The sequence below is a fragment of the Variovorax guangxiensis genome (assembly GCF_003952165.1).
Classification (GTDB): domain Bacteria; phylum Pseudomonadota; class Gammaproteobacteria; order Burkholderiales; family Burkholderiaceae_C; genus Variovorax; species Variovorax guangxiensis.
This window is the reverse complement of sequence record NZ_RXFT01000011.1, coordinates 89,194-104,966: the sequence shown is the minus strand read 5'-3', so window position 1 is coordinate 104,966 and position 15,773 is coordinate 89,194. Positions and strand designations below refer to the sequence as shown.

General features: G+C 67.6%; 17 protein-coding genes. 13 read left to right on the top strand and 4 right to left on the bottom strand.

Annotation, left to right across the window (positions count from 1 at the left end):
- Positions 1-47: 47 nt before the first annotated feature.
- Complete coding sequence (egtB, locus tag EJP67_RS23655; RefSeq protein ID WP_126024163.1) at positions 48-1,307, bottom strand: ergothioneine biosynthesis protein EgtB; 1,260 nt, start codon at positions 1,305-1,307, stop codon at positions 48-50.
- A 167-nt stretch (positions 1,308-1,474) separates the two neighbouring features.
- On the opposite strand from egtB, the gene EJP67_RS23650 reads away from it, so the two are divergent.
- Together EJP67_RS23650 and EJP67_RS23645 are read left to right on the top strand one after the other, a co-directional pair.
- A complete protein-coding gene (locus EJP67_RS23650; protein ID WP_126024162.1) occupies positions 1,475-2,821 on the top strand; it encodes an NAD(P)/FAD-dependent oxidoreductase in 1,347 nt (448 codons plus the stop codon).
- 11 nt (positions 2,822-2,832) lie between these two features.
- Positions 2,833-3,081, top strand: coding sequence for a hypothetical protein (locus tag EJP67_RS23645; protein ID WP_126024161.1), 249 nt, complete (start codon positions 2,833-2,835; stop codon positions 3,079-3,081).
- Between the two features lie 21 nt (positions 3,082-3,102).
- On the opposite strand, the gene EJP67_RS23640 is transcribed toward EJP67_RS23645, so the two are convergent.
- Positions 3,103-5,037, bottom strand: a complete 1,935-nt coding sequence (locus EJP67_RS23640; RefSeq protein ID WP_126024160.1) for a PhoX family protein — start codon at positions 5,035-5,037, stop codon at positions 3,103-3,105.
- 96 nt (positions 5,038-5,133) lie between these two features.
- Positions 5,134-5,688, bottom strand: coding sequence for a thermonuclease family protein (locus EJP67_RS23635; RefSeq protein ID WP_126024159.1), 555 nt, complete (start codon positions 5,686-5,688; stop codon positions 5,134-5,136).
- Between the two features lie 141 nt (positions 5,689-5,829).
- Between EJP67_RS23635 and EJP67_RS23630 the strand changes: the two genes are divergently transcribed.
- Positions 5,830-6,312: a tetratricopeptide repeat protein gene (locus tag EJP67_RS23630; RefSeq protein ID WP_126024158.1), complete on the top strand. Its 483-nt coding sequence runs from the start codon at positions 5,830-5,832 to the stop codon at positions 6,310-6,312.
- Positions 6,313-6,330: 18 nt separating this feature from the next.
- On the opposite strand, the gene EJP67_RS23625 is transcribed toward EJP67_RS23630, so the two are convergent.
- The gene (locus tag EJP67_RS23625; RefSeq protein ID WP_126024275.1) at positions 6,331-8,028 is read right to left on the bottom strand and encodes a long-chain fatty acid--CoA ligase; all 1,698 of its coding nucleotides are present in this window, start codon (positions 8,026-8,028) and stop codon (positions 6,331-6,333) included.
- Positions 8,029-8,266: 238 nt separating this feature from the next.
- Here EJP67_RS23625 and EJP67_RS23620 point away from each other — a divergent pair, with 238 nt between their 5' ends.
- The 10 genes from EJP67_RS23620 to EJP67_RS23575 all read left to right on the top strand — a co-directional run bounded on the left by EJP67_RS23620 (position 8,267) and on the right by EJP67_RS23575 (position 15,637).
- On the top strand, positions 8,267-8,707 hold the full coding sequence (locus EJP67_RS23620) for an OsmC family protein (RefSeq protein ID WP_019654928.1): 441 nt from the start codon (positions 8,267-8,269) through the stop codon (positions 8,705-8,707).
- Positions 8,708-8,752: 45 nt separating this feature from the next.
- Positions 8,753-9,721, top strand: coding sequence for a Bug family tripartite tricarboxylate transporter substrate binding protein (locus EJP67_RS23615; RefSeq protein ID WP_126024157.1), 969 nt, complete (start codon positions 8,753-8,755; stop codon positions 9,719-9,721).
- A 137-nt stretch (positions 9,722-9,858) separates the two neighbouring features.
- Complete coding sequence (locus tag EJP67_RS23610) at positions 9,859-10,563, top strand: hypothetical protein (RefSeq protein ID WP_126024156.1); 705 nt, start codon at positions 9,859-9,861, stop codon at positions 10,561-10,563.
- An 11-nt stretch (positions 10,564-10,574) separates the two neighbouring features.
- Positions 10,575-11,297 carry a tetratricopeptide repeat protein gene (locus EJP67_RS23605; RefSeq protein WP_165909683.1) on the top strand — a complete coding sequence of 241 codons (723 nt, stop codon included), beginning with the start codon at positions 10,575-10,577 and terminating at the stop codon, positions 11,295-11,297.
- Positions 11,298-11,336: 39 nt separating this feature from the next.
- On the top strand, positions 11,337-11,768 hold the full coding sequence (locus EJP67_RS23600; RefSeq protein WP_240650757.1) for a hypothetical protein: 432 nt from the start codon (positions 11,337-11,339) through the stop codon (positions 11,766-11,768).
- Positions 11,769-11,849: 81 nt separating this feature from the next.
- On the top strand, positions 11,850-12,614 hold the full coding sequence (locus EJP67_RS23595) for a GntR family transcriptional regulator (protein WP_126024153.1): 765 nt from the start codon (positions 11,850-11,852) through the stop codon (positions 12,612-12,614).
- Positions 12,611-13,411: a transporter substrate-binding domain-containing protein gene (locus EJP67_RS23590; protein WP_126024152.1), complete on the top strand. Its 801-nt coding sequence runs from the start codon at positions 12,611-12,613 to the stop codon at positions 13,409-13,411. Before EJP67_RS23595 ends, EJP67_RS23590 begins: the two co-directional genes overlap by 4 nt.
- 119 nt (positions 13,412-13,530) lie before the next feature.
- Positions 13,531-14,193, top strand: coding sequence for an amino acid ABC transporter permease (locus EJP67_RS23585; RefSeq protein ID WP_126024151.1), 663 nt, complete (start codon positions 13,531-13,533; stop codon positions 14,191-14,193).
- A gap of 24 nt (positions 14,194-14,217) precedes the next feature.
- Complete coding sequence (locus tag EJP67_RS23580) at positions 14,218-14,871, top strand: amino acid ABC transporter permease (RefSeq protein ID WP_019654918.1); 654 nt, start codon at positions 14,218-14,220, stop codon at positions 14,869-14,871.
- Positions 14,855-15,637 (top strand): amino acid ABC transporter ATP-binding protein, encoded by a 783-nt coding sequence (locus tag EJP67_RS23575; RefSeq protein WP_126024150.1) that lies wholly within the window; start codon positions 14,855-14,857, stop codon positions 15,635-15,637. Before EJP67_RS23580 ends, EJP67_RS23575 begins: the two co-directional genes overlap by 17 nt.
- The last annotated feature ends 136 nt before the right edge of the window (positions 15,638-15,773 follow it).

Here is a 15,773-nt window from a genome sequence, read left to right as displayed (position 1 = left end):
GGGCACGAAGGATGACAGCGAGGACGAGGAAGTTGGATTGCGCATGATCAAAGGTCTTTCGCGAGCCGCAGCCCCGTGAACTGCCAGCGCGCCGCCGGCGGGAAGAAGTTGCGATAGCTGGGCCGCGCATGCCCGGCCGGCGTGGCGACGCTGCCGCCGCGCAGCACCAGTTGCCCCACCATGAACTTGCCGTTGTATTCGGCGGCGATGCCCGGCAGTGGCCTGAAGCCGGGATACGGGTCGTACGACGACCGCGTCCATTGCCAGACATGTCCGGTCATCTGCGAGATGCCGGGCGCATCGTGCGCCGCCTCCCATTCGAACTCGGTCGGCAGCCGCGCGCCGGCCCATTCGGCGTAGGCGGCGGCTTCATAAAAGCTGAGCTGCGACACCGGCGCGTCGGCCTCCATCGGCCGCACGCCGTGCAGGCCGAACACATGCCAGCCACCTCCGGCCTGGGCCGTGGCGGCACCGGCAAAACGCAGCCTCGGATCGTCCTGCGCCAGCCAGTAGGCCGGATGCCGCCAGCCATTGGCCTGCACCGCGGCCCAGCCGTCGGACAGCCACAGGTCGGGCCGCTGGTAGCCGCCGTCGGCGATGAACTGGGCGAAGTCGCCGCAGCTCACCAGTCGGTCGGCAATGGCATAAGGCTGCAGCAGCGCACAGTGGCGCGGCGTCTCGTTGTCGAAGGAGAAGCCGGTGCCGGCGTGCCCCACCTCGGCCACGCCACCGTGCTGCTCGATCCAGCGCATCGCGGGCGGCACCGCGGCAAGGCGAAGCGCGGGGCCGCCGGCGGGCCTGTAGGCGGGCAGCATCGGGTTGCAGGAGAACGCATGCAGGATGTCGGTGAGAAGCAGCTCCTGGTGCTGCTGCTCGTGGTGCAGGCCCAGCGTGACGATGGGCTCGATCACGCTCCAGTCGGGCCCGCCCTCTTCCAGCAGCGCGACCACGGCCTCGTCGACATGGCGGCGGTACTCGTGCACCTCGTCCAGCGACGGCCGCGTGAGCAGGCCGCGCTGCGGGCGCGGATGGCGCGGGCCGAGCGCCTCGTAGTACGAGTTGAAGAGATAGAGAAAGCGCGCGTCGAAGGGCTGGTAGCCGCTGGCGTGCGGCTGCAGCAGCACGCTTTCGAAGAACCAGGTGGTGTGCGCCAGGTGCCACTTGGTGGGGCTGGCATCGGGCATCGACTGGATGCACTGGTCTTCGGCGGACAGCGGGGCGGCAAGCGTCAGGCTGGCTGCGCGCACTTCGCGAAACCTGTCGCGCAGGGCGCCCGCCGCCTGAGTGGTCGGCCGGGAAAGCGTCATGGAGTCTCCAGTCGGGTCAGCCGCAAGTTGTAGCCCATCCGGGTCGCGGCAGCACGTAGGACAAAACGCCGCAGGCCTGCCGCCGCGACTTCGGCAAAGAGCACAAGGGGGAGCCACTGTGGCACAAGACGCCGGGGCGTGCAGGAGGGCTGCGTATCATCCGACGCATGCAAACGACCAACCCATCGGGCAGGCCCAAAGTCGTCATCGTCGGCTGCGGATTCGGCGGACTCGAAGCGGCGCGCAAGCTGCAGAACGCCAATGTCGACGTGACGGTGATCGACAAGACCAACCACCACCTGTTCCAGCCGCTGCTGTACCAGGTGGCGACCGCCGGGCTGGCCGCGCCGTCCATCGCGGCGCCGGTGCGCGGGCTGTTCCGCAAGCAGCAGAACATCACGACGCTGCTGGGCGAGGTGAGCGGCATCGATCCGGCCTCGCGCTCGGTGCAGCTGGCCAACGGCGACCGCGTGCCGTACGACCACCTGATCGTCGCCGCCGGCGCCACGCACAGCTACTTCGGGCACGACGAGTGGTCCACCGTGGCGCCCGGGCTGAAGACGCTGGCCGATGCCTTCGAGATCCGCCGCCGCGTGCTGCTGTCCTTCGAGACCGCCGAGATCACCGCCGACCTGGAACGCCGCCGCGCCCTGCTCACCTTCGTGGTGATCGGTGCCGGCCCCACGGGCGTCGAGATGGCGGGCACGCTGGCCGAGATCGCCAAGCACACGCTCTCGGGCGAGTTCCGCCACATCGATCCGGCCAGCGCGCAGGTGCTGCTGGTCGAAGGCGGCCCGCGCGTGCTGCAGGCCATGCCCGAGTCGCTGAGCCAGAAGGCGCTGGAGCAGTTGCAGAAGCTGGGCGTCGAAGTGCGGCTGAACGCGCGGGTGACCGCCATCGACACCGCCGGGCTCGAAGTGCAGACTGGCGGCGGCGCGGACGGTGCTCCGGTCGACAGCTACCGAATCGATAGCAGCTGCGTGGTGTGGGCGGCCGGCGTGGCGGCTTCGCCGCTGGGCCGCATGCTCGGCGCGGCCACGGGCGTCGAATGCGACCGCGCAGGCCGCATCAAGGTCGAGCCCGACCTGAGCCTCGCGGGCCACCCCGAGATCAGCGTGGTCGGCGACCTCGCCGCCGCCATGAGCCACGCGCCCGGCAAGCCGCCCAGGCCGGTGCCCGGCGTGTCGCCCGGCGCCAAGCAGGCGGGGCGCGCGGCGGCCGCCAACATCCTGCGCCGCATCGCGGGCCAGCCGACGGTGCCGTTCCGTTATGCCGACTACGGCAACCTTGCGACCATCGGCCGCAACTCGGCGGTGGTCGACCTGGGCACGCCTTTCGGCCCGCTGCGCTTCAGCGGCCGGCTCGCATGGCTGTTCTGGCTGTTCGCGCACGCCTACTTCCTGATCGGCTTTCGCAACCGCGTGGTCGTGATGATGGATTGGGCCAGCGCCTACTGGAGCTTCCAGCGCAACGCGCGCGTGGTGGCCGACGTTCAAGGCAAAAGCGAATCCTGAAAACCAGCCACATGCTCTCGCTCTTCATCTGGATCGCGGCGCATGCGGCCGAAGCGCTGTTCTGCCTCTGGGTGCTGCGCTGGGGCGGCGCCGAGCGGCTCGAAGGCACCTTCGCCTCGGGCTTCCTCATCAGCAACTTCGCGCCGCGCTGGAGCGCCGAGGGGCTGAAGATGGCGGCGCTGATCCTGCTGGTGTTCTGCGCCGTCAGCTTCGCCGCGGGCCTGTTCGTGCCGGGGCTGCGTTGCTGGGGCAGCTGCTAGTAGCGCCCTGCCCCCCAAGCCTCAAGTCCCGATCACGCCGCCGTCGTTCTTGGTGATGGCGATGGTCGCCGAGCGCGGCCGGCCCGCGCCGTCGGGCCACTTCGACACGGCGAGCGGGCGGTCGGGATCGCTGCGCTCGTTGGCCGGTTCGCCCGGGTGCTGGATGTTGATGAACAGCGTGCGCAGGTCTGGCGTGGCAGTGAGGCCGGTGATCTCGCAGCCCGCCGGGCCGAGCAGGAAGCGGCGGATCTCGCCCTTGGTCGGGTCGCAGGCCAGCATCTGGTTGTTGGGCAGGTTGGCGTATTCGCCCTTGCCCAGCGTGGAGGTCGACACGTCGGTCTCGATCCACAGCACGCCGCGCGCGTCGACCATCAGGCCGTCGGGGCTGCCGAAGGTGTCGCCCCTGATGTTGCCTTGCGCCTCGTAGCGCGTCTGCTTCGGATCGCCCGCGAGCACGAGGTGGTTCCACGTGAACTTGGTGGCGTCGAGGTCGCCGCTTTCCTTCCAGCGGATGATCTGCCCCATCGTGTTGTTGGAGCGCGGGTTGGCCGCGTCCATGAAGGGCTGGCCGGAGGCGCCGCGGCTGCTGTTGTTGGTGAGCGTGCAGTAGACCTCCTTGGTCAGCGGATCCACCGTGGTCCACTCGGGGCGGTCCATTTTCGTGGCGCCCAGCAGGTCGCTGGCCTGGCGCGCCTTGATGAGCACGTCGCCCTGGGTCGTGAAGCCCTTCTCGGCCACGAGGCCACCCTTGCCTTGCGTGAGCGGCAGCCATTCGCCGGTGCCGTCCACGTCGAAGCGCGCCACGTACAGCGTGCCGTGGTCGAGCAGGTCGCGGTTGGCGGCCGCGCCGCCGGGCTTGACCGCGTCGCGGCTCACGAACTTGTAGATGTATTCGAAGCGCGAGTCCTCGCCCATGTAGACGACGGCGCGGCCGTCGTTGGTGAGCGCGGTGGCTGCGCCCTCGTGCGCGGCGCGGCCCATGGCGGTGCGCTTGCGCGGCGTGGAGGCGGGGTCCTGCGGGTCGATCTCGACCACCCAGCCGTAGCGGTTCGACTCGTTCGGGTGCTTCGACACGTCGAAGCGCGCCTCGTGTTCGTGCCAGCGGTACTTGGCGCCGTTGCCTTTCTTGATGCCCCAGCGCTTCTGGTGGGCGTCGGGCGTATCAGTGCCCTCGAAGTAGTCGGCGAAGTTCTCTTCGCAGGTGAGGTAGGTACCCCACGGCGTGTGGCCGTTGGAGCAATTGTTGAAGGTGCCCAGCACCTGCGTGCCCGAGGGGTCGGCGGCGGTGCGCAGCATCGCGTGGCCGGCGGCGGGGCCGGTGAGCGTCATCGGGGTGAGCGCGGTGATGCGGCGCGCGAAGCGCGATGGCGCGAGCTGGGTCCACTTGCCGGCGCCGTCGCGCTGCAGCTCGATGACCGACACGCCGTGCGCGTTCATCGACTTGCGCACCTTCTCGGGCGTCCAGGTCTTCATGCCGTCGGGGTGAAGCAGGCCATCGTCGACGTATTCGTGGTTCAGCACCAGCAGTCCGCGGTTGGAGCCTTCGATCGGGAAGAAGGCCATGCCGTCGTGATGCATGCCGGCCTGCAGCGCCTGCTCTTCGGCGGTGTTGGAACCGTCGGTCTTGAAGGCGGGCATGGCGCCCGCGATGCCGGTCGGGTCGCCCCAGCGGTAGAGAACCTGGGTGCTGTAGCCCTCGGGCACGACCACGGTGTCGACGGCTGCCATGGGCACGCTCTTGAAGCCGATGGCGCGGCCCAGGCCGCTCACATTGCCGCTGCCGCCAGTGGTGGCGCATCCGGCCAGCGTGCCGGCCGCCAGCGGGCCGAAGAGCCCGGCCACCGCCGCCGCCATGCCGCCGCGCACGAACACGCGCCGGGCCGGGTCGGAAACTTCATGGATCGTGGGGTTGGTGGAGGGATTGGAGTCCTCCATGCGGGCGAAGTCTTTGGCCATGTTGTTGTCGCGGGGGATTGTGGGAACCCGCCATGCTCCGGAGATCCCGTGAATTTGCCGTGACATTGGTAACCTGGGCTCCAGGCACCGGCAGGCTCAGAAAAGGTTTCCCCAATGGCCGCCGCCCCAGTGCGGCCGTGCCTGTTCGTCGCGCTGGTGCTTGCGCCATTCCCATGGCGGCGTCGGCTTCGGGTCGGCCCAGAGGCCGGCGCGGCGCGCCTGAGCGCGCTCCTGGAGCTTGAACAAGCCGCCGCCGCGCTTGGTGGCGAGGCGTTTGTAGTCGTACACCCAGGCCCAGCCCTCGGAGACCATGCGGCTGCCGGCGTCCTCGCCGTTGCAGCTCACGTCGGCCACGGTGCGGCCGTAGCGGTCGGTATCGACCTCGGTGATGAGCGCCTGCTCGCCGAAGCAGATGCCGCCGAGCGCCTGCCTGCTGCGCTGGCCGTAGGGCTGGGCCTTCTCGGGCGCGTCGATGGCTGCGATGCGCACCTTCACGCGCTCGTAGGCGCCGATGCGCCCGCAGCGGGCGGTGAGCGTGTCGCCGTCGCTGATGCCGACGACGAGGCAGTTGCGCGGCGCGGCCTGGGAGAGAAGGGGAAAGGCAAGAAGAGCGAGAGCAAGAAGACTGGAAGGCAGCGCGCGAAAGTGCATGAAAAAGCCGGAAGGACCAGGAGATTGGCAGAATGGCCGGTCCGGTCGAGGCTAAGTGATGCGCACGCCGGAAAAGATCGGGACACAGTTTTTTTCTTTCTTGCGTTCTTCCCTGAACGGCGCTTCGAAGGAGACCCGCACATGCAGGAACCCACCCGGGACGACTGGTTTTTCGCGGCCAACGACGCATGGGACGCCGGCGCGCACAAGAAGGCGCTGTCGCTGTTCCTCAAGGCCGCTGCCGCCGGCGAGACGCACGCGCTCAACAGCGTCGGCTACTTCCTCGACCACGGCATCGGCGTGAAGCAGGACAGCGCCGCCGCCCGACTCTGGTATCGCAAGGCGGCCAAGGCAGGCGACATTGCGGGCTGCGCCAACCTGGCCATCTGCTACCGCGACGAAGGCAATTTCCGCTGGGCCCGCTACTGGTTCGAGCGCGCCTACGCACAGGGCGACGGCGACGCAGCGCTGGAGCTGGGCCGCCTCTTCCTCTGGGAAGGCCCGCACAAGAACCACCGCAAGGTCGTCGACTACCTGACGAAGGCGACGCTGGCGGCTTCGGTTACGCCCGATGGGAAGAAAGAAGCCGGGAGATTGTTGAAGTCGATGGGGCGCAAGGAGTAGCGCGCCCCCGGCTGCAGCTCACTTCCCCGCGTTCTCATCCTCCTGCAGCAGCCGCCACATCACCTTCCCGCTACCGCTCTTGGGCAGCGCGTCGACGAACTGCACCTTGCGCGGGATCTTGTAGACGGCCATGTTCTCGCGGCACCAGTCGATGATCTGCTGCTCGGTGGTGTCCTTGTGGGTGGGGCGCAGCACCACCACGGCCTTGACGGATTCGCCGCGGTAGTCGTCCCTGGTCGAGATCACGCAGGCTTCCTGGATGGCCGGGTGGCGGAACATCAGCAGCTCGACCTCGGCCGGCCACACCTTGAAGCCGCTCGCGTTGATCATGCGTTTCAGGCGGTCGGTGATGAAGAAGTAGCCATCCTCGTCCATGCGGCCCATGTCGCCCGAGCGGAAGAAACGCTTGCCCTCGAATTCGACGAAAGCTGCCGCAGTGGCATCGGGGCGCTTCCAGTAGCCCTGGAACACCTCTGGCCCGTGGATGATGATTTCGCCCGATTCGCCGATGGGCATTTCCTTGAGCGTGTCGGGGTCGACCACGCGGGCGTCGGTGCTCATGAACGGGATGCCCAGGCACTGCTGCTTAGGGTTGTCCAGCGGGTTGGTGTGCGAGGGCGCGGCAGTCTCGGTGAGGCCGTAGCCCTCCTGGTACTTCAGGCCGTACTGCTCGAAGAGGCGCTGCGCCACGGCCTGCGGCATCGCGGCGCCGCCACCGCCGATGTAGGTCATGCTCGACAGGTCGTAGTCCTTGAAGTTGGGGCTGGCCATCAGGTCGATGACCATGGTCGGGATGTTGGTCCAGGCCGTGACCTTCCAGCGCGAGATGAGCCGGCCGGCCACGTCGCGGTCCCAGCGCGGCATGATGATCAGCGTGGCCGCCGCGAGGATGGCGGTGTGCATCATGCTCACCACGCCGGTGATGTGGAACATCGGCACCACGGCCAGCACCACCGTCTCGGAGGTCGAGCCGCCCCACATCTGGCCCGCGACGGCGTTGTGCATCAGGCTGGAATGGTTGTGGATGCAGCCCTTGGGCAGGCCGGTGGTGCCGCTGGTGTAGGGCAGCAGCGCCATGTCGTTGGCGCCCACCACGTGCTCGGGCGGCGGGTGGCCGGCCTCGAGCGCGTCAGTCCAGGCAATGACCTTGCCGCCTTCCAGAGCGGGCAGCGGATGGCGGGTGGTGAGCCACTCCTTCCATGCGGGTGCCGGGGCGTCGTCGCCCGAGGCGTCGGCGTCGAAGGCGTCGGTGAACTGGGTCACGATCATGTGGTCCAGCCGCTGCTCCGGCGGCAGCGCGTTGCTGGCCTTCGCCAGTTCGGGCGCCAGGTCGCCGGTGATGATCGCCACCTTGGCGTCGGGGTCGGTGATGTAGTGCTTGAGCTCCTCGGCCCGGTTCATCGGGTTGACCGGCACCACCACCGCATTGGCGCGCAGGATCGCGAAATGCGCGATCACCAGCTGCGGGCAGTTCTGCATGTCCAGGATCACGCGGTCGCCGCGCTTCACGCCCAGCGCATGCAGCGTGCCGGCCAGCCGGTCGACCTGGGCGGCGAACTCGCGGTAGCTGGTCACCCGGCCGAAGAACACCAGCGCGGGCTTGTCGGGGTAGCGCGCGGCGGAGGTGGCCAGGTTGTGCCAGAGCGAGGTGGCGGGAACGGTGATCGAGTGCGGAAGGCGCTTGGGCCAGAACTTGTAATGCGGGCGTTGTTCCATGGTGGTCACGGGCGGGAGCAGGAGGGGGAAGATGGTTGTCCGCCAGCCTAAGCCGCCACGTCCACCGCTCGCATCGGGGAAGCCCCCGGGGGCGTCGCCTAGGTGACGCCATTTTTTCTCACATGCCCCGGCCCTGCCGGATGCGCTCTGCGACTACAGACAGGCGCCGCCTTCCGCGCGATACCTGCAGGCTCTTCTCCTTTCCCCTCCCATCCACCACCCAAACGAAGGAGCTTCCATGGCAGCAGAAAAGCACGCGAGCGTTCACTGGGAAGGCGCCGGCAAGACCGGCAAGGGCCTGGTCAGCACCGAGACCGGCGCCCTCAAGGACTACCCCTACGGCTTCGCCAGCCGCTTCGAGGACGACAAGCGCGGCACCAACCCCGAGGAGATCGTCGGCGCCGCGCACGCCGCCTGCTTCACGATGGCCTTCGCCTTCGCGCTGGAGCGGGAAGGCCTGGCCGCCACCAAGATCGACACCCGCGCGGCCGTACGGCTGGCCAAGGACGGCGACGGCTTCAAGATCGACCGCATCGCGCTCGAACTCGACGCCAGCGTGCCCAACCTCGACGAGGCGAAGTTCCAGCAGATCGCGGCCGCCGCCAAGGCCGGCTGTCCGCTGTCGAAGGCGCTGGCAAGCGTGCCCGAGATCACGCTGAAGGCCACGCTGGCCGGCTGAGCGGGCTGCCTATGATCGTCTCCTCACAAAAACAGGAGACGGATCATGAACAAGCCCCTGCGGACCGCGCTCGCAGTCCTTTCCCTCGGCCTTGGCGCCACCGCGGCGATGGCCGCCTTCCCCGACAAGCCGATCAAGATCGTCATCGGCTTTCCGGCCGGCGGCCCGCTCGACCAGCATGCGCGCCTGCTGACTGACAAGCTGCAGGCCGTGCTGGGCCAGCCGCTGATCGTCGACTACAAGCCCGGCGCGGGCGGCTCGGTGGGTGCCGACGCGGTCGCCAAGAGCCCGGCCGACGGCTACACGCTGATGCTGGCCAACACCGGCGTGGCGGTGATCAACGGCGCGCTCTACAGCAAGCTGCCCTACAACACGCAGCGCGACTTCGTGCCCATCGCGCGCACCGCCATGCAGCCGCTGGCGCTGCTGGTCACGCCCAGGCTGCCGGTGCAGAACCTGAAGCAGTTCATCGACTACGCCAAGGCGCGGCCCGGCCAGGTCAACTACGGCTCGGCCGGCAACGGCGGCATCAGCCACCTGGTGCCGGAGATGTTCAAGACCGCCACCGGCATCTTCATGGTGCACATCCCCTACCGCGGCAGCGCGCCGGCCTTCACCGACCTGATGGGCGGGCAGGTGCAGTTCATGGCCGAATCGATCCCGCAGGCCGCCAGCTACCACAAGCAGGGCAAGGTGCGCGCCCTGGCCGTGACCAGCCGCGAGCGCAACCCCGCCCTGCCCGACATCCCGACCGTCATCGAATCGGGCGTCAAGGGCTTCGAGGTGGTGGGCTTCTACGGCTTCCTCGCGCCGAAGGACACGCCCAAGGACGTGGTCGCCAAGCTCAGCGACGCCTTCAAGCAGGTGCTCAACAACCCCGAGGTGCGCGAACGAATGGTGAGCCAGGGCGCCGACCCGGCCTTCCTGGGCAGCGACGACTTCGCGCGCTTCCTCGCCACGGAAACCCCGCGCTGGGAGAAGGCGGTGAAGGCCTCCGGCGCGCGGATGGACTGAGCGCCGATGGGCCGGTCGCGCGCCTGCTCCGACGCGCTCCGCCAACCCTCTTGGATATAGTGCCGCACCTTGTCGCACGGAGGTAGGCTTGATCGTCGGCGACAAGGCCAACGCAATCTAACGGGAGGAATCGCGCAATGCTCACACATCAAGACCACACCGGTTTCGGCCGCCGCATGGCAGCCCTGGCCTGCCTCACGGCCATGTCATTCTCGGCCGGTGCCGCCGACAAGGCATCCGCCAACCTCGCGCCCGACCTCGACGTAGCGAAGACGGCGCTCACGGCGTTCGCGCAATGCGATGCGTCGTTTTTCACCTTGCTGGGCCAGAAGCCGCAGCTCTTTGGATCAGGCGTCGAAGTCGCCGCGAACGGCACGGCAGCCGCCCCGACGGTGGCTGACCCGCGGTCGCCGAAAGGACAGCGACAGTCCTTCGCACGGCCGATCGACGTGGCAGGCCTGCGCCTGCTCGCCTGGCGCAACGAGGTGAGCTACGACGCGACAATGGGCGCATTCATCTGGTGGGGATTCGACGTCGAAGGCACACCCGACAACGCCGCGGACGCCCTCAACCGTCTTCTGCAGCCAGCCCAGCGCGTCGTGAAGACAGGCGCCGAATGGGCTCGCGCGGAGAACCGGCGGATCGGCGATCCCATCGACGCATGGCGCCGGGGCGGACAATCCGGATCCGTGACGCAGAAGGGCTCTGTCGAGCGCGTTCTGCTCATCGAAGCCGACGAGGCCCCCGGCCGAACCAAGGTCTCCTGCGCCTTGCAAGGCTCCGTCACGCCACCCTTGCTGGAGCGCGTGCGTCCTGACCTTCCCGCCTCGCTGCAGCAATGAGCCAAGCCGTCATGAGAATCGTCCTGGCCGCCGCGCTGGGAGTGGCCGTCGCGGGCTGCGCGTCTGTGCCCCTCTCCGGCCAAGGCGCATGCAGGGTCGCAAGCAACCTGCCACTGACCGACAACAAAACCGCGTATGTCCAACCGGACAAGGCCTTGGAGCTCTGGACCCGTTGTGTAGACAGCGGACCGCAGACCGCCATCCTGAAAGGCCTGGCGCTGAAGATACGCAGCCAAGTGAGAGGGCAGCTCAAACAATACAGTGAGGCCATTCAGGACCTGGAGGCGTCCCAGCGCCTGGTGCCACCCCGCGAGAGCTGGGACTTCATGAATCTTGCGTCGCTGTACCGAGATGCAGGGCAACCCGAAAAGGCACTCGAGCTGCTGCGCAAGATGCAGGACCAGCGGCTCGGCCTTGCGGGCATGGCGCCGTACTACCACCTGGGCAGGACCTTGAGCGAGCTCAAGCAATGGCCCGAAGCGACCGAAGCCTTCACCGAGGGCCTGAGCTATCAACCGACCTATGCGTGGGCCTACCTATACCGCGCCCTCACATACGACGCTCAGGGCAAGCGCGAATTGGCCAGGAAGGACCTCGAACGCGGCAAGGAATTGCTGGGCACCGAACTCAAACCGGACGATCGTGCGCAGCTGCTCGCCTCGCTGGGGCAATCGCCCTTCGATGCGCTACTTGCTCGGTACGGCTACGACAGCGCGACCTTCGTCGCGAGATAGCCGCCAGCAACCCTTCCTAGATTCCATATGAATATGAACATGAGCACGGCACGCATCGCCATCCTCCTGCTTGCCGCGGTGGCAGGGCAGGCAGCCTTGGCCGCCGACTATGGCGGCTACCGGGGCAAAGGCGGGATGGGCGCCTACAAGATCGAGCCGAACGTCTACGAGTACCACTACGACAAGGGCTTCACCGGGCCCGACGCCGCAGGGTGGGACCCGAACCTGCAATTCGCCTGGTCGCGCCTGGGCGCGGCGATGACCTGCGGCATTCCGTACGACCGCGCGGGCGTCATCGCGGCACTTGTCGGCAAGTACCAGCAGGACGCACTGACGCACGGCATGAACGGCATCGATTTCCATGCGGCGCAGAGCAAGGCCAACCCCAAGTTCTGCACGCCAGAGCGGGTCGAGGAACTCAAGGCCATGATTCCCGCATTCGAGAAAGGTGATTTTCCAAGCAGGTTCTGAAAGCCTGGAGACCGCCAAGCATCTTTTTGGTGCACACGTCTTGCATACCAGTTGGCACAGAAGCTGCTGGTATGCAGGCCTATGGCCATCTCCGCATCCGAAATCAGTGCACGCATCGTCGAGGCGGTGATGGCGCAGAAGCTCGCGCCGGGTTCGCGCCTGGGCGAGCAGCAGTTGGCGATGCTGTTCGACTGCAGCCGCACCATCGTGCGCGAGGCGCTCACGCGGCTGGCGGCGCGCGGCATCGTCACGGTGAGCGCGCGGCGCGGCTGGTTCGTCATCGAGCCTTCGCAGGACGAGGCGCGCGAGGCCTTCGAGGCGCGGCGGGTGATCGAGCTGGGCCTCATCCGCAGCGCGGGCACCGCCGGCAAGATCGAGAAGACCGCCCTGCGCCAACTGAAAGCGCACCTGCAGCGTGAAAAGGCCGCACTGAAAGAGAGCGACGTCGGCAACCGCAGCTTCCTGCTGGGCGATTTCCATGTCTGCCTGGCCGAGTGCCTGGGCAACACGCTGCTGGCCGACACGCTGCGCGACTACACGGCGCGCACCACGCTGATCGCGATGCTCTACCAGTCCACGCACGACGCGGTGCAGTCCTGCGAAGACCACGTGCAGATCGTCGCGGCGCTGGAGCGCGGCGACCACGCCGCCGCCGAGGCGCTGATGGCCGAGCACATCGGCACGGTGCAGTCGGCGCTGCGCGTGCAGGCGCCCACCGATCCGCTGGCGCAGCTGCGCGACGCGCTGGCGCCGCTTCAGAACACGGCCACGCCCAAAGGCAAGGGCCGCAAGCCCGGCGCACCACCCGATTCCGATTCTTCGACTTACCTAGGAGCCCTGCTATGACTTTCTCTGCTTCCAAGCGCCGCATCGCCCTCGCGCTCGCTTCCGCCGCCATGCTGGCCTCGGCCGGCGGCGCCTATGCCCAGAACGCGCTCGACAACGTGCTCAAGGCCAAGACCATCAAGATCGCCGTGCCCACCGACTACCCGCCCTACGGCTCGGTCGACAAGAACATGAAGCCGCAAGGCCTCGACGTGGAGATGGCAGAGCTGATCGCCGCCAAGCTCGGCGTGAAGGTCGAGCTGGTGCCCGTGACCAGCGCCAACCGCATCCCGTACCTGCAGACCAGGAAGGCCGACCTGGTGATCTCCACGCTGGGCAAGAACCCCGAGCGCGAGAAGGTGATCGACTTCTCGTCGGCCTACGCGCCCTTCTTCCAGGCCGTGTACGCCGCCAAGAGCATGAAGCTCACCAGCTTCGCCGACATGGCCGGCAAGACCGTGGCCGTGACGCGCGGCGCGATGGAAGACCAGGAGCTGAACAAGGTGGCGCCGCCGAACGTCGACTACCGCCGCTTCGAGGACAACAACGCGACCATCGCCGCCTTCGTGGCCGGCCAGACGCAGACCATCGCGACCAGCGCCGCCGTGGCCGGCGACATGCTCGCCAAGAACCCGAAGGTCAGCGCCGAGTTCAAGCTGCTGCTGAAGGACAGCCCCTGCTTCGTCGGCGTGGCCAAGGGCGAGACCGCGCTGAAGACCAAGGTCAACGAGATCATCGCGGCCGCCAAGAAGGACGGCACGCTCGACGCCATGTCGAAGAAGTGGCTCGGCAAGGCCGCTGGCGACCTCCCCGTCTGAACAAGCACTCCCCCATGCTTCGCGCACTTCGTGTCGCTGCGCACACCCCCTCGCTGGGGGCAACGCCTGCGGCCCGGCAAAGCCGGTTCCGCGGCGTTCCACGAAGAGAAGGCTGACTTATGAACATCGAGTTTGACTTTGCTGCGGTGCTCTCCGAGTGGCCGCTGCTGCTGCGCGGCGTGGCGTGGACCATCGGCCTGACCGCCGTCGGCACCGTGCTGGGCATGATCGTGGGCACCTTCTGCGCCTGGGCGCGCGCCGACGGCCCGAAGTGGCTGCGCGCCATCGTGGGCACGTACGTGGAGCTGATCCGCAACACGCCCTTCATCGTGCAGCTGTTCTTCATCTTCTTCGGGCTGCCGGCCGCGGGCGTCAAGCTCACGCCGGAGGTGGCCTCGGTGATCGCGATGGTGCTGAACCTGGGCGCCTACTCCACCGAGATCATCCGCGCCGGCATCGAGGCCACGCCCAAGGGGCAGATCGAGGCGGCCGTGAGCCTGGCGCTCAGCAAGTCGCAGGTGTTCCTGCGCGTGGTGCTGCCGCCGGCGCTCAAGAAGGTGTGGCCCGCGATGGTGAGCCAGATCGTCATCGTGATGCTGGGCTCTGCCGTGTGCGGGCAGATCTCCACCGAGGAGCTGAGCTACGCGGCCAACCTCATCCAGAGCCGCAACTTCCGCGCCTTCGAGGCCTTCATCGTCGCCACGCTGATCTACCTGGCGCTGTCGGTGGCGCTGCGGCGGCTGCTCGACTGGGCAGGGCCGAAGTTCTTCTTCGGACGCTGAGCGAACACGGGCACTTTCACCATCATGGCTGACTTTTCACTTTGGGACATCCTGCGCAACCTGCTGCTGGCACTGCGCTGGACTGTCGTGCTCTCGCTCATCGCCTTCATAGGCGGCGGCATCGTGGGTGCGCTGCTGCTCTTTTTGCGGCTGCGCGGCGGCAAGGCGATCGGCCGGGCCGTGGGCCTTTACGTGCAGCTCTTCCAGGGCACGCCGCTGCTGATGCAGCTCTTCCTGGCCTACTTCGGCATCGCGCTCTTCGGCGTGGATGTGTCGGCGTGGACCGCCGCCAGCGTGGCGCTCACGCTCTACACCAGCGCCTTTCTCACCGAGATCTGGCGCGGCTGCGTGGCCTCGATACCGAAGGGCCAGTGGGAGGCCTCGGGCAGCCTCGCGCTGAGCTTCGGCGAGCAGCTGCGCCACGTGATCCTGCCGCAGGCGGTGAAGATCGCCATCGCGCCCACGGTGGGCTTCCTGGTACAGGTCATCAAGGGCACCGCGCTGGCCTCGGTGATCGGCTTCGTCGAACTCACCAAGGCCGGCAGCATGATTTCGAACGCCACCTTCAAGCCCTTCGTGGTGTTCAGCTGCGTGGCCCTGCTTTATTTCGTGCTGTGCTTCCCGGTGAGCCTGTACGCCAAGAACCTCGAGAGGAAATCCCATGGCCGCCGTGCTTGAACCCCAACAACAGCCCGCCACCGTGGCAGGCTCGCCCATCGTGCGCATCACGGCGCTGCGCAAGTCGTACGGCACCAACGAGGTGCTCAAGGGCATCGACCTCGAAGTGAAGCGCGGCGAGGTGATCGCCATCATCGGCAAGAGCGGCTCGGGCAAGAGCACGCTGCTTCGCTGCATCAATGGGCTGGAGGTGTTCCAGGAAGGCTCGCTCACGGTGGACGGCAAACCGTTGCTGCACGAGAGCGCCATGGCCATGCGCGAGCTGCGCCAGCGCGTGGGCATGATCTTCCAGGGCTTCAACCTGTTTCCGCACCTCACGGTCGGCAAGAACGTGATGCTCGCGCCCACGCTGGTGAAGAAGCGCACCAGCCTCGAAGCCGCCTCGCAGGCGCGCAAGCTGCTCGCTCGCGTGGGCCTGGCCGAGAAATTCGATGCCATGCCCGACCAACTCTCCGGCGGCCAGCAGCAGCGCGTGGCCATCGCCCGCGCGCTGGCGATGGAGCCGGCCGTGCTGCTGTGCGACGAGATCACGTCCGCGCTCGACCCCGAGCTGGTGGGCGAGGTGCTGCGCGTGGTGGAATCGCTGGCCGACGAGGGCATGACGCTGCTGATGGTCACGCACGAGATGAGCTTCGCGCGCAAGGTCAGCGACCGCGTGATCTTCATGCACCAGGGCCGCGTGCACGAGATGGGGCCTCCGGCGGAGCTGTTCGGCAATCCGCGGACGGCGGAGCTGAAGCAGTTCCTGTCTTCGCTGCACGACTGAATCGAAACCGGCCGGGTTATCCTCGGCCCATGGCCTGCCTGCGTACCGCGTCCATTATTCGACCCATCCTGAAGACGGTGGGTTAGCGCGCGGCACTTCGAACGACAACAGGTACACGCCATGCAACCCGCTCCAC